The following is an 18,221-nucleotide window of genomic DNA, read 5'->3' on the forward strand; positions in this document are numbered from 1 at the left end:
CTCTCATCAGACATTCCCAGCGATCACTCCAGGAAGAGTTTCAGGCATGACAACCTCACCCAATATCCCTAAGCGCTCCACCCTCACCCTCTCCGTGGCCGCCGCCGTTATCGTGCTGGCCGGCGCCGGCGGCTGGATGCACTGGCAACGCGCCAGTGCAGCAGACAAGCAGGAAAGCGCCAAGGAGGCGCCGCCTGTCGCAGTGACGCTGACCCGAGTGCAGGAACGCGACGTACCGCTGTACCTGGCCGGCGTCGGCACCGTGACGGCCAATGCCAGCGTGACGGTCAAGGTACGCATCGACGGCCAATTGGACAAGGTCGGCTTTGCCGAAGGCGAAGACGTCAAGAAAGGCCAGTTGCTGGCCCAGATCGATCCGCGCGCGCTGCAGGCGCAACTGGCACAGGCCGAAGCGCAACGCGCCAAGGATGCGGCCCAGCTGGCCAACGCCCGCCTGGATCTGCAACGCTATACCACCCTGCGCGGCCAGGATGCCGCCACCCAACAACAACTCGATACGCAAAAGGCGCTGGTGGCGCAACTGGATGCGGCCGTCAAAACCGATGATGCGCAGATCGGCTACGCCCGCGTGCAATTGAGCTATACCACCATTACCGCGCCGATTTCCGGCCGGGTCGGCGCGCGCCTGGTGGATCCGGGCAACATCGTGCACGCCGCCGATGCCAACGGCCTGGTCGTGATCAACCAGATCGATCCCATCACCCTGGTCTTCACCTTGCCGGAAGAAGCCGTGCCGGCCATCAACCAGGCCATGAGCGCCCACCTCGACAGCCAGAATGCAATGAAGGTCACGGCCTATGCGCGCCAATCGGATCAAGCCGACGAGCCGCTGGCCACCGGCAAGCTGGTGCTGCTGGATAACCAGATCAACACCACCAGCGGCACCGTGCAATTGAAGGCTCGCTTCAGCAACGCCGAACACAAGCTGTGGCCGGGCCAGTACGTCAATGTGCGCCTGCAGATGAATGCCCATGGCAACGCACTCACGCTGCCGGCCGCCGCCATCCAGCGCAACCAGCAAGGCACTTACGTGTATGTGGTCAGCGACCAGGAAAAGGCCAGCATGCAGCCGGTCAAGGTCGCCCGCATCCAGGACGGCATCGCCGTGCTGGCCGACAATAGCGGCGTGGCCGCCGACCAGCGCGTGGTGCTGGATGGCCAGTACAAGCTCAAGCCCGGCGCGCGCATTGTCGAAAGCAAACCGCAGCAAAAGCCCGCGGCCAACGATGCAGCGAAAGGAAATGCCAAGTGAGCGTCTCCGCCGCATTCATCAAGCGCCCGATCGGCACCACGCTGCTGGCCATCGCCATCCTGCTGGTGGGCGTGGCCGTGTGGCCGCTGCTGCCGGTGGCGCCGCTGCCGCAGGTCGACTTTCCGACCATCCAGGTCTCGGCCAGCCTGCCGGGGGGCAGCCCTGAAACCATGGCGTCCAACGTGGCGCAACCGCTGGAACGCCAGTTCTCGCTGATCGCCGGCCTGACCCAGATGACCTCGCAGAGCGCGCTGGGCAGCACGCAGATCACGCTGCAGTTCGACCTTAACCGCAACATCGATGCCGCCGCACTGGATGTGCAAGCCGCCATCAACGCATCGACCGGCCAGTTGCCGGCCAACCTACCCAGCCCGCCGACCTTCCGCAAGATCAACCCGGCCGACTCGCCGATCATGATCATGTCGGTACAGTCGGAAGCGCTGCCGCTGACGGTGGTCAACGACTACTCCGACAATATCCTGGCGCAGCAGATCTCGCAGATCTCGGGCGTCGGCCTGGTCAGCGTCAATGGCCAGCAAAAGCCGGCCGTGCGCATCCAGATCGATCCGGCCAAGATCGCCACGCTGGGCATCAGCCTGGAAGATATCCGCGGCGTGATCGCCACCACCACCGTGAACCAGCCCAAGGGCACGGTAGACGGCACGCACCAGAGCTTCACCGTCTACACCAACGACCAGTTGCTCAAGGCCGACCAGTGGAACGACATGGTGCTGGCCTACCGCAACGGCGCGCCGGTCCGCGTGCGCGACATCGGCGTTGCCGTGGACGGCCCCGAAAACAACAAGATCGCCGCCTGGGCCTTCTCGGGCGCCGCCGCCGGCGACGACCACTCCATCACCAACGGCCGCTCCATCGTGCTGGCCATCACCAAGCAGCCCGGCGCCAACGTGATCGAGACGGTCGGCCGCATCAAGGACGCCATGCCGCGCCTGCGCGCGGCCATCCCCGCCAGCGTGCACATCAACACCCTGATCGACCGCACCCAGACCATCCGCGCCTCGGTGCTGGACGTGGAATTCACGCTGATCCTGACCATCTTCCTGGTGGTGATGGTGATCTTCGTGTTCCTGCGCAACATCGCCGCGACCATCATCCCCAGCATCACCGTGCCGCTGGCCATCATGGGCACGGCGGCCGTGATGTACGTGGTCGGCTACAGCCTGGACAACCTGTCGCTGATGGCGCTGACCATCGCGGTGGGCTTCGTGGTGGACGACGCCATCGTGATGCTGGAAAACATCTACCGCTACGTGGAAGAAGGCATGTCGCCACTGGAAGCTGCCTTGAAGGGCGCCGGCGAGATCGGCTTCACCATCATCTCGATCTCGGTCTCGCTGGTGGCGGTGTTCATCCCGCTGCTGCTCATGGGCGGCATCGTCGGCCGCCTGTTCCGCGAGTTCGCGGTGACGGTGACGCTGACCATCGGCGTATCGGTGATCATCTCGCTGACCCTGACGCCGATGTTGTGTTCGCGCTTCCTCAAAAACCCACACGATGAAATGAGCGGCAACCGGCACGGCAAGATGTACCAGTGGTTCGAGCGCGGCTTCGACGCCATGCTGTCCGGCTACAAGCGCGGGCTCGATATCGTGTTCAAGCACCAGTTCATCACCCTGATGACCTTCATCGGCACCGTGGCGCTGACGGTGGTCTTGTTCATCGTCATTCCCAAGGGCTTCTTCCCGCAGCAAGACAATGGCGTGATCATCGGCTTCGCGGAGTCGGCGCAAGACATTTCCTCGTCCGCGATGCAGAAGCGCCTGCTGCAAGTGGCCGACATCGTGCGCCAGGACCCGGACGTGACCGGCTTCGGCGTGAGCGCGGGTTCCACCACCTTCAATACCGGCACCTTCTTCATAGCCTTGAAGCCCAAGGACGAAGGCCGCACCACCAACGCCGACCAGGTGATCGCACGCATCCGCCCCAAGGTCGCCAAGGTGCAGGGCATCAACCTGTTCATGCAAGCCAGCCAGGACATCAACGTCGGCGGCCGCCTGTCGCGCACGCAGTACCAGTACACCATCACCGACACCGACCTGGACGAACTCAACGTCTGGGCGCCGCGCATGCTGGAACGATTCCGCCAGTTGCCGCAACTGACCGATGTCGCTTCCGACCAGCAGAACGCCGCCGCCACCGCGACCATCACCATCGACCGCGCCCGCGCGTCCAGCTTCGGCATCTCGCCTTCGCTGATCGACGCCACCATCTACGACGCCATCGGCCAGCGCCAGGTCGCACAGTACTTCACGCAGATCAACAGTTACCACGTAGTACTGGAAATCACGCCCGAACTGCAAAAGGACCCGGCGCTGTTCGACAAGCTCTACCTGACCTCGCCGCTGACCGGGGAACAGGTGCCGCTGTCGACCTTCGTGAAAATCGACACCACCAAGACCGGCTACCTCTCGATCAGCCACCAGAGCCAATTCCCGGCGGTAACGATTTCGTTCAACCTGGCGCCGGGCGTATCGCTGGGCGAAGCGGTGGACATGATCCAGAAAACCAAGGATGAGATGGGCGTGCCGCAAACCCTGGTGGGCAACTTCCAGGGCACGGCCAAGGCCTTCGGCGATTCGCTGGCGTCGCAGCCTTACCTGATCGCGGCGGCGCTGATTGCGGTGTATATCGTGCTGGGCCTGCTCTATGAGAGCTACATCCACCCGCTGACCATCCTCTCGACACTGCCTTCGGCCGGCGTGGGGGCGCTGCTGATCCTGATGATAGGCGGCTACGACCTGTCGGTGATCGCGCTGATCGGGATCATCCTGCTGATCGGCATTGTCAAGAAAAACGGCATCATGATGATCGACTTCGCCCTCACCGCCGAGCGCGAAAAGGGCATGAAACCGGAAGAAGCGATCTACCAGGCCTGCCTGCTGCGCTTCCGCCCCATCATGATGACCACCATGTGCGCCCTGCTCTCGGGCCTGCCGCTGATGCTGGGCCACGGCGCCGGCTCCGAGCTGCGCCGTCCGCTGGGCTACGCGATGGTGGGCGGCCTGGTGCTGTCGCAGGCGCTCACGCTGTTCACCACGCCGGTGGTCTACCTTTACCTGGACCGCGCCCATTACTGGTACATGAACAAGAAGGAAGCACGCGCCGCGCGCAAGGCCGCACGCCTTGCACAAGGCCAGGGCCATTGATTGACGACATTGGAAACGGCAGCAAAGCGGAAAGACGGAGCCAACAAAGTCCGGAGAAGCAAAAGCCGAAGGGTTAAAATTCTGGCATTGCCAATGCAGGGACACGCCGTCCCCGCGCGACGGGTGGAGACTGCATGAAAATCCTGATTGTCGAAGACGAGCAAAAGATGTCCGATTACCTTTGCAAGGGCCTGACCGAGCAAGGGTGTGCGGTCGACCTCGCATCGAACGGCGTCGACGGCCAGCACCTGGCGATCCAGCACGACTACGACGTGATCGTGCTGGACGTGATGCTGCCGGGACTGGACGGTTTCTCGGTGCTGCGTTCGCTGCGCACGGTCAAGCAGACGCCGGTCATCATGCTGACTGCGCGCGACAGCGTGGAAGACCGCATCAAGGGCTTGCATGACGGCGCCGACGACTACCTGATCAAGCCCTTCTCCTTCCTCGAACTGCTGGCCCGCCTGCAGGCGCTGACGCGCCGCGGCCGCTCGCAGGAACCGGCGCAGTTGCGCATCGGCGACCTGCAGATCGACCTGATCAGCCGCAAGGCCTTCCGCAGCGGCACCCGCATCGACCTGACCGCCAAGGAGTTCGCGCTGCTGGCGGTGATGGCGCGCCGCCAGGGCGAGATCCTCTCCAAGACCGCCATCGCCGAACTGGTGTGGGACATGAATTTCGACAGCAACACCAATGTGGTCGAAGTCGCCATCAAGCGCCTGCGCGCCAAGATCGACGCCCCGTTCGACCAGAAGCTGCTGCACACCGTGCGCGGCATGGGCTATGTGCTCGAGCCGCGCGCTGCGGCCGACGCCGTGGAAGACTGAGCCGATACGCCGCATGGACCGCCACCATCTCCCGCAGGAAACGACCGCCAGCCCAGCCCCTGTGCGGCGGCAGCGCTTCCTGCCGCTGCGGCAGTCGATCACGGCGCGGCTGGTATGGATGTCGGCGGCGTCGGCGCTGTTCATCTTCGCGCTCACCGGAATCGTGCTCTATACCGTGCTCAAGGGAGAACTGCTGCGCCACGAGCGCGACGGGCTGGTCACGACCCTGAACGACATCAGCTTCCAGATCTCGCGCGCCGGCAACACCGAACGCTGGTCGCGCGTGCAGTTGAAACTGGCCGCATTGTCGCAGGCCGACCAGCGGGTCTCATTCTGGATTTCCTGCGACGATGAGCGTTTCCGCTACGGTGACCTGTCGCGCCTGAAGCACGAGGCGATCGACCAGGACAACAATACCGTCGGCATGCTGCGCGTGCCGGGCAAGGAATATCCGCTGCACACCATGACGCGCACCCTGCCCGCGTTCGAGGAGCGGCCTGAAGTACGGGTGACCGTCGGCATCGATACCGAACCCTATTTCGAGATGCGGCGCACCTTCCTGGTGGCGACCTTCACGTTCTCCCTGCTGGGCATCGTACTGGCGGTGATTTCCAGCTACTGGATCGCCCGTGCCGGGCTGGCGCCATTGCGGCGCATGTCGGTGCGCGCCCAGAGTTTCTCGCCGCGCAAGCTGTCGGCGCGCATGCCGGTCGAATCGCTGCCGGAAGAATTGTCGGTCCTGGCGCATGCCTTCAACGGCGCGCTGGAACGCATCGAGGATGCCTATACCCAGCTGGAAGCCTTCAACGCCGATGTTGCCCATGAATTGCGCACGCCGCTGGCCAACCTGATCGGGGAAACACAGGTGGCGCTGGCGCGCGAGCGCAGTGCCGGCGAGTTCAAGGGCGTGCTGCAATCCAACCTGGAGGAGCTGGACCGTATCCGCTCCATCATCAACGACATGCTGTTCCTGGCGCGTTCCGACCAGGGCGAGGCCGCCACATCGCTGGTGCATGCGCGGGTGGCCGACGAGGTGCAGAAGACGGTCGACTTCTTCGAGTTCGTGCTGGACGACGCCGGCATGGGCATCACCGTCAGCGGAGACATTGAATCCACCGCAATGATGGAGACGGCGCTGTTCAAGCGGGCATTGACCAACCTGATCCAGAATGCCATCCAGCATTCACCGCCAGGCGCCCTGATCCGCATTGATATCGCCGCGCGGGATGGTGGCGTGCGCATCGCCGTCACCAATCCCGGCCAGGCCATCGACGCGCGCCATTTGCCGCGCCTGTTCGACCGTTTCTACCGGGTCGATACCTCGCGCCAGGACATCAACGGCAGCCACGGCCACGGCCTGGGGCTGGCCATCGTCAAGGCGGTGGCGCGCATGCATGGCGGCCGTGCGTTCGCCTCCAGCGAGGATGGCTTCAACAGCATCGGCTTTACCATTTCCCAGGCTTGATGATTGGAAGTCCCCGCCGTTCCGGCCGGGATGTTCTCAATACCCGCGCCGTATATCCACATTGGCCGGTATCTCACCGGTCTGGCGGTAATGCCGGACATTGCCGGCCACGATCGCCGAAGCCGTCTCGCGATTGGTCGGCGCCGAGCAATGCGGCAGCACCGTGACATCGGGATGAGTCCAGTGCCAGCTATCGGCCGGCAGCGGCTCGGTGGCGAACACGTCCAATACTGCATGGCGCAGCACCCGGGAATCCAGCGCCTCGCACAACGCCTGATCGTCGACGATGGGCCCGCGCGCGAAGTTAATCAACTGGGACTGTGGCGGCAACATTGCCAGGCGCTGGGCATTGAGAAGGCCGCGCGTGTCGCTTGTAAGCGGCAGCAGGCACACCAGGATATCGCTCATTGCCAGCATCCCGGCCAGGCCCTGCTCGCCGCTGAAGGTGCGCACACCGGCCAGTTCACGGTGGGTGCGGCTCCAGCCGCATACCTTGAAACGCGCCTGCAGCAGCACCTCCGCAGCCGCTTCTCCCAGCGTACCCAGTCCCAGGATGCCAACCGTGCGCTGCTCGGGCAGTACATATTCCTCCGCCTGCCAGACGCGAAAACGCTGGCGTTGCGCATACAGCGGCATATCGCGATGCAGGTAGAGCGTCCACGCCAGTACTGCCTCGGCCATGGTCGCGGCCAGCCTGGGGTCGACCAGGCGGGTCAGCTTCAAGCCGCTATCGCCGAGGTCCTCGACCAGCCGCTCGACACCGGCCCATACGCTATGCACCCACTCCAGTTGCGGCATGCGCTTGAGTTCGGCCGGATCCGGATTGGCGACCACCGCCAGCTTGCATTGCGCCAGTTCAGTCTCGCTCAGTTCGGCAACGTCCATCACTCGCTCATCCGGCATTGCTGCACGCAGCGCCTTGAGCCAGGCCTGCACCGTGGCGGCATCGCCCTGGCTCACGAAAGGGATGGGCGTGACCGGCCGGCTCATTTGGCGTAGACCTGTTCCAGGCTGCTGAAGCCCTTGACCTCGATCGGGTTGCCAAACGGGTCCATGAAGAACATCGTGGCCTGCTCGCCCGGTTCGCCGGCAAAACGGATGTGAGGCTCCAGCACGAACTCGACCGCGCCGCTGTCGCTCAGGCGGGAAGCCAGTTGCTTCCAGTCATCCATGGCCAGGATGATGCCCAGGTGCGGCATCGGCACCATGTGGTCGCCGACCTTGCCGGTATTGGCAACGCTGAACGGCTCACCCAGGTGCAGCGACAATTGATGGCCGAAGAAATCGATATCGACCCATGTGTCGGTGCTGCGGCCTTCTTCGCAGCCGAGCAGACCGCAATAGAAATGGCGCGCCTGGTCGAGGTCGCGTACGTGATAGGCCAGGTGGAAGATCGATTTCATGGGATTCCCTCGATAACAAAAATGAACGGGTTCTGAATGAGGCATAGGATAGCCGCCATCAATCAAAAGAGATAGCATGTAATTTTTAATCGATTCGAAAGAATTTTTTATGGATAGCCGGTATCTCAAAAGCCTGATCGCCGTCGCGGACAGCGGCTCCATTGCCGATGCCGCACGCGCCGAAGGCCTGACGGCTGCCGCCGTTAGCCAGCGTATCCAGGCGCTGGAACGGTCGCTCGGCTTTGCGCTGCTGTCGCGCGCCGGCCATGCCGCCAAGGCCACCGATGCCTGTCTGGCGCTGCTGCCGCGGGCGCGCCGCATCGTGCGCGAAGTCGCGTTGCTGGCGGGCGATGCCGACGATGAAGGCTTGACCGGCACGCTGCGCATCGGCGCCATTTCAACCGCGCTGACAGGCATGCTGCCGGCCGCCCTGCGCGTGCTGACGCAACAAGCGCCCGGCATGCGTCCAGCCATCGTCCCGGGTACCTCGCGTTCGCTTTACCAGGCCCTGCTGGCCGGCGAGATCGACGCCGCCATCCTGGTAGCGCCGCCGTTCGAGTTGCCCAAGACCCTGCACGCGCTGACGCTGCGCCGCGAGGAACTGATCCTGCTGGCGCGGCGCAAGCTGCGCGGTGACGCCGCCACGCTGCTGCGGACCCAGCCCTATATCCGGTACGACCCGTCGGCCTGGGGCGGACGGCCGGCCCAGCGCTACCTCGATGACCAGGGCCTGCAACCGGCGCTGCTATGCGACCTCGACGCCCTGGAAACCATTGCCATGCTGGTCGCCGATGGGGTCGGCGTGAGCCTGGTGCCGCGCTGGAGCGGACTGGAAAAGCTCGCCGCCGGCTGCCGCATGGAGGCGGTCGAGCCCGAAGGGCATGCACTCTACCCGCGCGACATCGTGCTGCTAATCCCCGCCCAGAGTGAACGCCCCAACATGCTGAGAATGTTGTCGCAGGCCATCCCGTCCGCCGAATCCGCCTGAGCGCACGCACGCTTGATGTAGCTCAACTTGCCCCGGCTTTGGGCTGGACGCCGGCCGCTCTCCGACCTAGGCTGAATAGATGGAATCCGATACCGGTTCCGCATTCGAGACCTTTCCGAGGAGCTGCCATGACCTACAAATCCATCCTGGTTCACGTCGACCAGTCGCGCCACACCGCGCAACGCATCCGCATCGCCGCCGAGATCGCGCGCGCCCACCAGGCGCACCTGATCGGCAGCGCCATGACCGGCATCTCCAGTTTCATCCAGATGGAAGGCGCGGCCTTCGTGGCCACGCAGCTCGACGGTTTCCGCGACCGCGCGCTGGCGGCGCTGGAGCAATTCGACAGCATCGCGCGCAGCGTGGGCGTGCTCTCTTATGAGAAACGCTTCATTGACGACGACGCCGAAGGCGGTTTGGCACTGCAGGCGCGCTACAGCGACCTGGTCATCGTCAGCCAGACCGATCTCGACGAGCCCGACACCAGCCTGCTGGCCGACCTGCCCGAATATGTGATGCTGAACACGCCGCGCCCGGTGCTGATCATTCCCAGCGTCGGCGAGTTCAAGCAAGTCGGCAGGAATGCGCTGATCGCCTGGGACGGCAGCATGGAAGCCACACGCGCCGTCACCGCCTCCTTGCCGCTGCTGCGCCAGGCCGGCAATGTTACCGTGGCAATCTTCGATGCCGACAAGCGGCAAGGCGCGCACGGCGAGCAACCGGGCGCCGATATCGCGCTCTATCTGGCGCGCCATGGCGTGAAAGTGGACGTGGTGCAGGAAAAGAGCAACATGGACATCGGCAACGCCTTGCTGTCGCTGGCGGCCGACCTCGGCTCAGACCTGCTGGTGATGGGCGGATACGGGCATACGCGCTTCCGCGAAGTATTGCTGGGCGGCGTCACGCTGACGGTCTTGAAGACCATGACCATTCCGGTGCTGATGGCGCATTGAAGCGAAGGCCGACAGCTTAAAGGTAAGCCTCGGCTCCGTAATCTGTCGTCCTGACTTTTTTCAGGACGACGGAGGTAGATTGATCAGGCCCGTACACCGACGATCACATGCGAGGCCTTGAAGAAAGCCACGACCGGCTTGCCCGTGGCCAGCCCCATGCTGTTGGCGCTTTCCTGGGTAATGATGGCGGCCAGCGTCTCGCCGCCCTTCAGGGCCACTTCCACTTCGGTATTGACCGCTCCCGGCTTGACCGATTTCACCGTCCCCTCCAGCCGGTTGCGGGTAGACAGCCTGACGCCGGAATTGGGGACGGAAAGGATGACCCACGGCGCCTTGACCAGGGCGATGGCTTCGCTGCCGATCTTCAGTTCCAGCGACCTGGTGCTTTCCTGCGTGATCACGGCGACGATGCGGTCGCCGCCGGCCAGGGTGATTTCGATCTCGTCGTTGACGGCTCCCGGCCGGATCTGGCTTACCTTGCCGGAAAATTCGTTGCGTGCGCTTGTCAGCATGGCATCTCCTTTGATGTGTTGATTGTGTCCCGGACACCCTGTCAGGCGCCAGCTTGCGTCCTATCATAGGCGAAATATCGCGCAGAAACTGCCCCGCTTCGCCATCCTGAATATATAGCTGCCAATATGCCGTTACATGTCGGCCGCCATCAATTCAAAAGCAAGAGGCGGAGTGCGCCGTCACGGCAACCGGCACACACTGGACGCATTCATCGACAAGGATTTGCCATGCCTGCGAACGCCGCCCTTTTTCCCCCAATTCAACTGGAAGCCGCCAATATCGGAACCGACCTGGACCAGCGCATCGCCTCGCAACCCTGGAACGACATCGGCGCCGCGCTGCATGCCGGCGGTTGCGCATTGATCCCATCCCTGTTCGATGCACAGGAAGCGCAACGGCTGGCTGAACTTTACGACGACGACAGCCTGTTCCGTTCGCGCATCGTGATGGCGCGCCACAACTTCGGGATGGGCGAATACAAATACTTCCGCTACCCGCTGCCGGCGCCGATACAGGCGCTGCGCAGCGCGTTCTATCCGCATCTGGCGCCGCTGGCCAACCACTGGAACGCGATGATGGATATCGGCGTGCGCTATCCGGCTACACACGCCGAATTCGTGCGCCGCTGCAACGATGCCGGGCAGGTACGCCCGACTCCTTTGTTGCTGCGCTACGAGGCCGGCGACTATAACTGCCTGCATCAGGATTTATACGGAGAACACGTGTTTCCGCTGCAGGTGGCAATCCTGCTGTCGGAACCGGGGCGGGATTTCACCGGCGGCGAATTCGTGCTGACCGAGCAGCGCCCGCGCATGCAGTCGCGTCCGGAAGTCGTGCCGCTGCGCCAGGGCGATGCAGTGGTGTTCGCGGTCAGCCAGCGGCCGGTGCAAGGCGCACGCGGACCTGGACATGTCTATCGGGTCAACCTGCGCCACGGCGTGTCGCGCCTGCGCAGCGGACGGCGACATACGCTGGGCATCATCTTCCACGACGCCGCATAGCTCGGGATAGCGCGGGATATTCAGCGCGGCTTGGCCACTGCCTGGGGCGGCGCCAGACGGGCACGCTGCTGGATGCGCGCCTTGCGCTTGCGCACCCAGATCACCACGCCGGTCACCGACAGCATTGCCACCAGCGCGCCCATGAAGGAAATCAGGATACGTCCCGGCAGTCCGAGGATGCGGCCGGAATGCAAGGGGAATTGCGCCTGCAGGAAGATGTCGCCGGCGCTGCCGTTGCCCGGTACGCGTCCGCCTGTATATGCGCCGGTATTGGAATCGAAGTACAGCCAGGCATTGCCCAGGCCGACGTCGCCATGGTCGTTGCCGGGCTGGAAGAAGCCCACGCCATACACGCCGAACATCGAGGAATAGAACACGCCGCCGACCGGATCGGCCAGGCCCAGTTTCCCCCCTTCCTGCCGCCCCAGTTCCACGGCCTGTTCACGCGAGATGCGCGGCTCGGCGGCCTTCTCCGGCGCCACCGGGGTACGTGTATCGAAGGGGCCGGGCGTCAAGGTCGAGACGGTTTGCAGGATGGGGCGCATGACCTGGCGCTCCAGGTTCATCGACACCGACGTCACCGCCAGCACCAGCAGCAAGGCCCACACCCACACGCCGCCGGAACGGTGCAAGTCGAAGTTGAGCTTGTGGCCGCCGTCGCGCCAGCGGAAGGCGAACGATTTGCGCCAGCTGCGCCAATTGGGGAAAGACAGGTAGAGCGCGATGAAGCAATCCAGTGCCCAGACGATGCCGATGATCCCCATGAGCCAGATGCCGGTTTCAAAGCCGCCCATGTCGGGCAGGTGCATCGTGTAATGCAATTTGTACAGGAACGGCAGCAGGTTTTCACGCGACAGCGAGATCGCCCCCCACATGCGGCGGCCCTGGACCTCGGCGGTGACGGGGTCGACTGCGATCTGGTTATAGTCCAGCGTGTAGGGTTTTCCGGTAGCGGGGTCGATGCGCGGCTCGACCATCATGCCGATGGTGTGGTCCGGCTCGCTCTCGGCCAATACATAGGTCACCCGCAGTTTGGGTTCGGCCTTCTCGACCAGGTTGGCCAGTTCCAGTCCGCCTTTGGGAGCGCCTGCACCGGTCTGGCCGGCGCTGTTGGCATGGAACAACTGGGGATTGAGCCAGGCATCCAGCTCGTGGTCCCAGGAGATGACCGCGCCGGTGGCCCCGGAAATAAAAAGAAAGACTGCGGCCGCCAGGCCGAACCAGCGGTGGATGATGACGAACAGTGCGCGCATTGCTGTTTTACCTGGCTGCCGTGAGTTTTGTTGGCTGGCTTGCATATCTTCGGCGGACCGCCGATGCCATGTTGGAATTGCGACGTCTACAAATACAAGCGGCAACCTTCCTGATGGAAGGCTGCCCATAATCGAGAACGAGAATTGCTTCGTTTTCGATATTGTACTACCAGTGCACTGGCGCCGGCGATCAGAAGTCCACTTTGGCACTCACGCTGAAGGTGCGCGGGTCGCCTGGCTTGATGTAGTTCTCCCACTGGTATTGCCAATAGCGCTTGTCCAGCAGGTTGTTGACCGCAGCCCGGAACGTGGTGTCGTACTTGCCGATGCGGGTGGTATAGCTGGCGCCGAGGTTAAACAACGTATAGCTGGGCACCTGGAGGTCGTTGGCCGCACGCAGCATGGTGTTGCCGGTGTACTTGGCGTCGGCCATCAGTTTCAGGCCGGCCAGTTGCGGCACCAGGTAGGACACCTGCGCGGTCGCCATCATGTTCGGTGCGCCGGCCACGCGATTGCCGTTGTAGGCCGAACCCTTGCTGTACTTGGAATCGAGGAACATCAGGCTGCTGCCCAGTTGCCACTGCGAACCCAGCTTGAGCGAGCCGCCCAGTTCCAGGCCTTGGTAATCGGATTCGCCATCCTGCACCAGCGCTCCGCTGGAATCGGTGTACTCAGCCGCCCGCTCGATGCGGAACAGTGCCGCCGTGGCGCTCCAGGTACGCTGGTCGGTCTTGGCCCCCACTTCATATTGCTTGCTCATGAGCGGCTTGAGCTGCTGGCCGTAGTTGGTGTTGGTCACACCGGGCGTACCGCCCTGCTCCAGCGACTCCACATAGCTGCCGTAGAGCGTGGTGTTCGGCTCCGGCTTGAACATCAAGGCCACCGTCGGAGTCAGTGCCGACTTGTTATAGCGGGCAGTCCGGGCGCCGCTCGTATCGAAACTGTCCTGCTGGAACTCGTTGTAGCGGGCGCCCGCCAGCAGCGACCACTGGTCGGAGAACTTCAGGGTATCGCTGGCGAACACCGCCTGCTGGGTAAGGATGCCGGCGTGGTAAGGATGCCGGCGTGGTAGGTCTGCAGGTCGGTAGAGCTGTCATGCGAATTGGTGTTTTGCGTGTACAAGTTACCGGTACCGATCTGCTGGTAGTACTGCGCGACCGAATAGTCGTTGACCTGCTTTTGCCAGGATGCCCCGAGCACCAGCTGGTGCTCCAGGAAACCGGTTTTTGCATTGCCTTCCAGCATGGCTTGCCATTGGTCGAAGACATGGCCCTCCCGCGAATCGGAGCGCCAGTCGGTGTAATTGCCTGCCGCATCGGTCAGGGTCGCGATGCCTTCGTTGCGGAAGCGCTTGGAGGTACTGTGGCTGTAGCTGAGGTTGGCTTTCCAGTCCGGTGTAATGCGGTAAGTCAGGCCGGTCTGGTACAGCTGGAAATTGGTGTCGATATGCTGCCCGGCGCCTATCAGGTTGCGGTTGCCGCCGCTGATGACGGCCGGCAAACTGCCGCCGGCCAGGCTGGATGTGGTGATGGACGGCGTCTGGCCTTCCCCGTTGCTGTTCTGCCAGATCGCCTGGAAATCCCAGGTCAGGTCGCGCGTGAGCCGCGCATCCAGCGCCAGCGATACCGAATCGCGCTTGAGCTGGCCCTCGTTGAAGGTCTCGCCCTGGTCATGCGTGGCGTTCAGGCGATAGCCGAACATCTGGTCGTTGCCGAAGCGCCCGCCCAGGTCGACGTGCTCGCTCCAGATGTTGTTGCTGGTATAGCCTACGCTGACGCTGCGTACCGGCGTGTCGGTCGGTTTCTTGGTGATGTAATTGATCAAGCCGCCCGGCGAACCGAAGCCATACATGAAGCCGGATGAGCCCTTGAGCAGGTCGATGCGTTCGAAGTGGTCGTAAGGCAGTGTGATGGCGTAGCTAAGGAAAGGCTTGCCGTCGATGCGGAAGGAATTCTGCCAGTCGGCGGGCAGGCCGCGGATGGTGACGTAGGACGCCCAGGAGCTATAGCCGCCGCTGTTGTCGCTGACCGATGCATCATTGAAGAATACGTCACCCAGCTTGAGAATCTGCCTGTCGGCCAGTTCATCGGCAGTGACGCTGGTAACCGAGAACGGCGTGTCCAGGATCGAACGTGAACCCAGTGCACCGCTGCTCGACTGGGTCTGCAAATGCTGCTTGTCGTCGCCGCTGCCGGTGACTGTGACCGTGGGCAAATTGGCGCCCTGGGAATCTGCGGCCGGCGCCTGCTGCGTGTCGGTGGCCTGGGCTAGAGCCGGCGTACTTGCCAATGCCGGCACTCCCGCCAGCGTCATGTAAACAAGCGCCTTGCGCAGCGCACGAATCATTGCCCGTGGCTGCGCTGGAATTGGATTGTGGCGGTTCAATTTCTACCTTTTCGTCAAATAAAATATAAATACGAATAGTAATTATTCTTATTTATTTTAAATAAGACAGGTAAAAAAGGAAACAAAACTTACATAATTTGATCGTCTTAAGCGCGGCCCGATAGCGCCTTGATAAGTTTTTGGTGGCTGGGAAAAAGCAGAAAGTGAAGAAGATAGCGAGCGAAACCGCTGCCGAAAAATGCCAACTCCTCAGGCCACGGCCCCGATTTTCTTGAGGATGTCTTGCAGCTGAGCGATGTCGTAAGGTTTGGGCAGGGAGTGGGACGCAAAACCGACATTGCGCGCCACCACTGCGCCATAGCCGGAAGCGAAGATGATGGACATGCCGGGAAAACGCGACAGCACATCCTTGGCCAAATCGACGCCGGAGATCCCGGGCAAGCTGACGTCGGTAAACAGCACATCGAACTTCTGTTCATCGAGTGCCTTTTGCGCTTCCTCCCCGGTGGCCACGCCGTACGCCTCATGCCCAAGCGCTTCCAGCAACTCGCAGATCAGCTCCTGCGAATCGATGTTGTCTTCCACTACCAGCAAGCGCAAGCGCGGCGCCTTGCTGCCGTCATTTTCTGCCGGTGGATGCAACTGCTTCGGCGCCATGCCGATCGCTTCCCTGGTCTTCCTGCGCTGGCGCTCCGCCACCGGCAAGACATGGATGGTGGCAGTCCCCAGCCCATCATCCACTGCATGACCACTCTTGGCACTACGCACCAGCTGAGAACGATGGGCTCGCCTGGAGAGCATGTAACGAATGCGCTGCGCCAGCTGGCTGATGCGGTAAGGCTTGGAAAGCAGTTCGACCCCGGCATCCAGCCGTCCCTCATGCATGATGGCATCGCGGGGATAGCCGGAAGTGAACAGGATTTCTATTCCCGGCAACAACTGGCGGGTCTGGCGCGCCAGTTCGGTTGCCGGCACGCCACCCGGCATCACCACATCGGTAAAAAGCATATCGATCGGAACACCGCTGCGGACGATTGCCAGCGCGCGTTCGCCGTTATCCGCCTTGAGCACGCGATAACCCAGCGAAGACAGCGTATCGGTTACGGTCAGCTGCAAGCTGGGGTCGTCTTCCACCACCAGGATGGTCTCATCGCCGCCGCGCACTTCCATTTCGCGGCCATCGTCGAGGGCAGATTCGTCTTCCCGCGAACGCGGAAAATAGATGCGGATCGTAGTGCCTCGGCCCGCTTCGCTTTGGATGCTGATATGGCCCTTGCTCTGCTTGACGAAGCCGTAGGCCATGGATAATCCGAGCCCGGTCCCCTCGCCTTCCTTCTTGGTGGTGAAGAACGGTTCGAAGGCGCGCTCGCGCACTTCCGGCGACATGCCGGCGCCATTGTCGGAAATCGACAGTTCCACATAGTCTCCCGGCGCCAGATCGGCTTGCGACAGGAAATACGGATCGGACAATTGCACGTTCCCGATCTGCATCGTCAGGCGCCCACCGTTGGGCATGGCGTCGCGTGCATTGATGGCGGTATTGATGATCAGATTTTCGACCTGGTTAGGGTCGAGCATGGTGTTCCACAGGTCGCTTGCAACGGCCGTGGAAATCTCAACGGTTTCGCCCACCGCGCGGTGCAGCAGGTCATCCATGTTGTGCAATACGCGCCTCAGGTTGATGCTGCGAGGCTGGAGCGGCTGCCGGCGCGCGAACGCCAGCAACTGCGACGACAGCTTGGCGCCGCGGTCGACCGCATCGATGGCGATCTTCACGCGTTGACGGCTCTTCTCTTCCAGCGTCGCATCGGACTGCAGCAGCTGCAGGTTGCCGCCGATGATCTGCAGCACGTTGTTGAAATCGTGCGCCACGCCGCCAGTCAATTGGCCTACCGCTTCCATTTTTTGCATCTGGCTCAACGCCGCCTCGGCGCGGCTGCGTTCCAGGATTTCCTCGACCACACGCTGCTCCAGCGTATCATTGAGATCGCGCAGCGCCTCTTCGGCACGGCGGCGCTCGGTGATGTCGGTGGATACCGCGATCATGGCCTGCGGCCGCCCTTCCGCATCGACGATGCGGCTGATATTGCTGGATACCCAGAAGAACGAACCGTCCGGGCGCACGTAACGCTTTTCCAGCGTGAAGGATTTACCGTCCTCGATGCAGCGGTTGAACATCGACATGTTGATCGGAACATCGTCCGGATGCGTCACATCGGCCAGCGTCATTTGCAATAACGCATCCTCGCTGCGGCAAAGCATGCGGCACAGCGCATCGTTCACGCGCAGATAATGTCCCTGCAGGTCGAGTTCGGAAAAGCATACCGATGCCTGGTTGAAAATCGCAGTCAGGCGGTTCTCGCTCGACAACAATGCCTGCATACCGCGGCGGCGTTCGGTGAGGTCGACAAAGGTGCACAGCACGCCTTCGACACCCGTTCCGTCTGCCGAAAAGACCGGCACATAGGAAAAGTCGAACCAGGCATCGACCGCATCCGCCAGGCGCACTACGTGCTGGTCTTCCAGTGTCTGGGTGCGGCCAGAGAAGCAAGCCTCGATCGCGGCAAGATGCGCTTCGCGGATTTCCCGCCAAAACGACACATCGGCCAGGCGCGCGCCGAACACGCCTGGATGCTGGCTGCCGATACAGGCTGCGAAAGAATCGTTGTAGAGGATGTTGCGCGCAACGCCCCAGATCAGCAGGACCGGCGATGGCGAATGCAAGGCGATATTCAGGGAGATCCGAAGCGACACAGGCCAATGCGCCGGGTCGCCCAGCGCATTGCCAGACCAATCGGATCTGGAAACGATTCCGCCGGCCTGACCGCCACCGCGCAACCAAGAGATTTCTGCCATGTCGTGAAAACGTGTAAGACCCGATATGTCGTCTGAGCATGACGACATCAGTGTCATTGCTCAGGGGTCAAGGCACTTAAATATCTGCCTGGTTATATGAGAATGCCAAGTGCGGCAACGCATTGCCGCACTTGGCAAAGAATTCAGAATGCATCCGATATCATGCAATGCGCCCT

General features: G+C 62.5%; 12 protein-coding genes and 1 pseudogene. 7 read left to right on the plus strand and 6 right to left on the minus strand.

What is annotated here, in order from left to right; translation table 11 throughout:
- Nucleotides 1-46 precede the first annotated feature (46 nt).
- The 4 genes from AKL28_RS14435 to AKL28_RS14450 all read left to right on the plus strand — a co-directional run bounded on the left by AKL28_RS14435 (nucleotide 47) and on the right by AKL28_RS14450 (nucleotide 6,732).
- A complete protein-coding gene (locus AKL28_RS14435) occupies nucleotides 47-1,273 on the plus strand; it encodes an efflux RND transporter periplasmic adaptor subunit (RefSeq protein ID WP_050468857.1) in 1,227 nt (408 codons plus the stop codon).
- Complete coding sequence (locus AKL28_RS14440; protein WP_050468858.1) at nucleotides 1,270-4,440, plus strand: efflux RND transporter permease subunit; 3,171 nt, start codon at nucleotides 1,270-1,272, stop codon at nucleotides 4,438-4,440. Before AKL28_RS14435 ends, AKL28_RS14440 begins: the two co-directional genes overlap by 4 nt.
- Before the next feature lie 134 nt (nucleotides 4,441-4,574).
- Complete coding sequence (locus tag AKL28_RS14445) at nucleotides 4,575-5,267, plus strand: heavy metal response regulator transcription factor (RefSeq protein WP_050468859.1); 693 nt, start codon at nucleotides 4,575-4,577, stop codon at nucleotides 5,265-5,267.
- Between the two features lie 13 nt (nucleotides 5,268-5,280).
- Nucleotides 5,281-6,732: a heavy metal sensor histidine kinase gene (locus tag AKL28_RS14450; protein ID WP_050468860.1), complete on the plus strand. Its 1,452-nt coding sequence runs from the start codon at nucleotides 5,281-5,283 to the stop codon at nucleotides 6,730-6,732.
- A 36-nt stretch (nucleotides 6,733-6,768) separates the two neighbouring features.
- Here the strand turns inward: AKL28_RS14450 and AKL28_RS14455 are convergent, their stop codons facing one another.
- Together AKL28_RS14455 and AKL28_RS14460 are read right to left on the minus strand one after the other, a co-directional pair.
- Nucleotides 6,769-7,722 (minus strand): 2-hydroxyacid dehydrogenase, encoded by a 954-nt coding sequence (locus tag AKL28_RS14455; RefSeq protein WP_050468861.1) that lies wholly within the window; start codon nucleotides 7,720-7,722, stop codon nucleotides 6,769-6,771.
- The gene (locus AKL28_RS14460) at nucleotides 7,719-8,135 is read right to left on the minus strand and encodes a VOC family protein (protein ID WP_050468862.1); all 417 of its coding nucleotides are present in this window, start codon (nucleotides 8,133-8,135) and stop codon (nucleotides 7,719-7,721) included. The genes AKL28_RS14455 and AKL28_RS14460 overlap by 4 nt, the downstream gene beginning before the upstream one ends.
- 109 nt (nucleotides 8,136-8,244) lie before the next feature.
- On the opposite strand from AKL28_RS14460, the gene AKL28_RS14465 reads away from it, so the two are divergent.
- Together AKL28_RS14465 and AKL28_RS14470 are read left to right on the plus strand one after the other, a co-directional pair.
- Nucleotides 8,245-9,123, plus strand: a complete 879-nt coding sequence (locus AKL28_RS14465; protein ID WP_050468863.1) for a LysR substrate-binding domain-containing protein — start codon at nucleotides 8,245-8,247, stop codon at nucleotides 9,121-9,123.
- A gap of 128 nt (nucleotides 9,124-9,251) precedes the next feature.
- Nucleotides 9,252-10,076, plus strand: a complete 825-nt coding sequence (locus tag AKL28_RS14470; RefSeq protein ID WP_050468864.1) for a universal stress protein — start codon at nucleotides 9,252-9,254, stop codon at nucleotides 10,074-10,076.
- 83 nt (nucleotides 10,077-10,159) lie between these two features.
- Here the strand turns inward: AKL28_RS14470 and AKL28_RS14475 are convergent, their stop codons facing one another.
- Nucleotides 10,160-10,588: a TOBE domain-containing protein gene (locus tag AKL28_RS14475; protein WP_050468865.1), complete on the minus strand. Its 429-nt coding sequence runs from the start codon at nucleotides 10,586-10,588 to the stop codon at nucleotides 10,160-10,162.
- A gap of 228 nt (nucleotides 10,589-10,816) precedes the next feature.
- Here AKL28_RS14475 and AKL28_RS14480 point away from each other — a divergent pair, with 228 nt between their 5' ends.
- A complete protein-coding gene (locus AKL28_RS14480; RefSeq protein WP_156226351.1) occupies nucleotides 10,817-11,590 on the plus strand; it encodes a 2OG-Fe(II) oxygenase in 774 nt (257 codons plus the stop codon).
- A gap of 20 nt (nucleotides 11,591-11,610) precedes the next feature.
- Here AKL28_RS14480 and AKL28_RS14485 read toward each other — a convergent pair whose 3' ends face one another.
- From AKL28_RS14485 to AKL28_RS14495, 3 genes and pseudogenes are all read right to left on the minus strand, one after another.
- The gene (locus AKL28_RS14485; RefSeq protein WP_050468866.1) at nucleotides 11,611-12,843 is read right to left on the minus strand and encodes a PepSY-associated TM helix domain-containing protein; all 1,233 of its coding nucleotides are present in this window, start codon (nucleotides 12,841-12,843) and stop codon (nucleotides 11,611-11,613) included.
- A 190-nt stretch (nucleotides 12,844-13,033) separates the two neighbouring features.
- Nucleotides 13,034-15,189: pseudogene (locus AKL28_RS25385) on the minus strand (TonB-dependent siderophore receptor).
- Nucleotides 15,190-15,438: 249 nt separating this feature from the next.
- A complete protein-coding gene (locus AKL28_RS14495; RefSeq protein WP_050468889.1) occupies nucleotides 15,439-18,093 on the minus strand; it encodes a hybrid sensor histidine kinase/response regulator in 2,655 nt (884 codons plus the stop codon).
- Nucleotides 18,094-18,221: the final 128 nt, after the last annotated feature.

Source organism: Herbaspirillum chlorophenolicum, assembly GCF_001189955.1.
Taxonomy (GTDB): domain Bacteria; phylum Pseudomonadota; class Gammaproteobacteria; order Burkholderiales; family Burkholderiaceae_D; genus Herbaspirillum; species Herbaspirillum chlorophenolicum.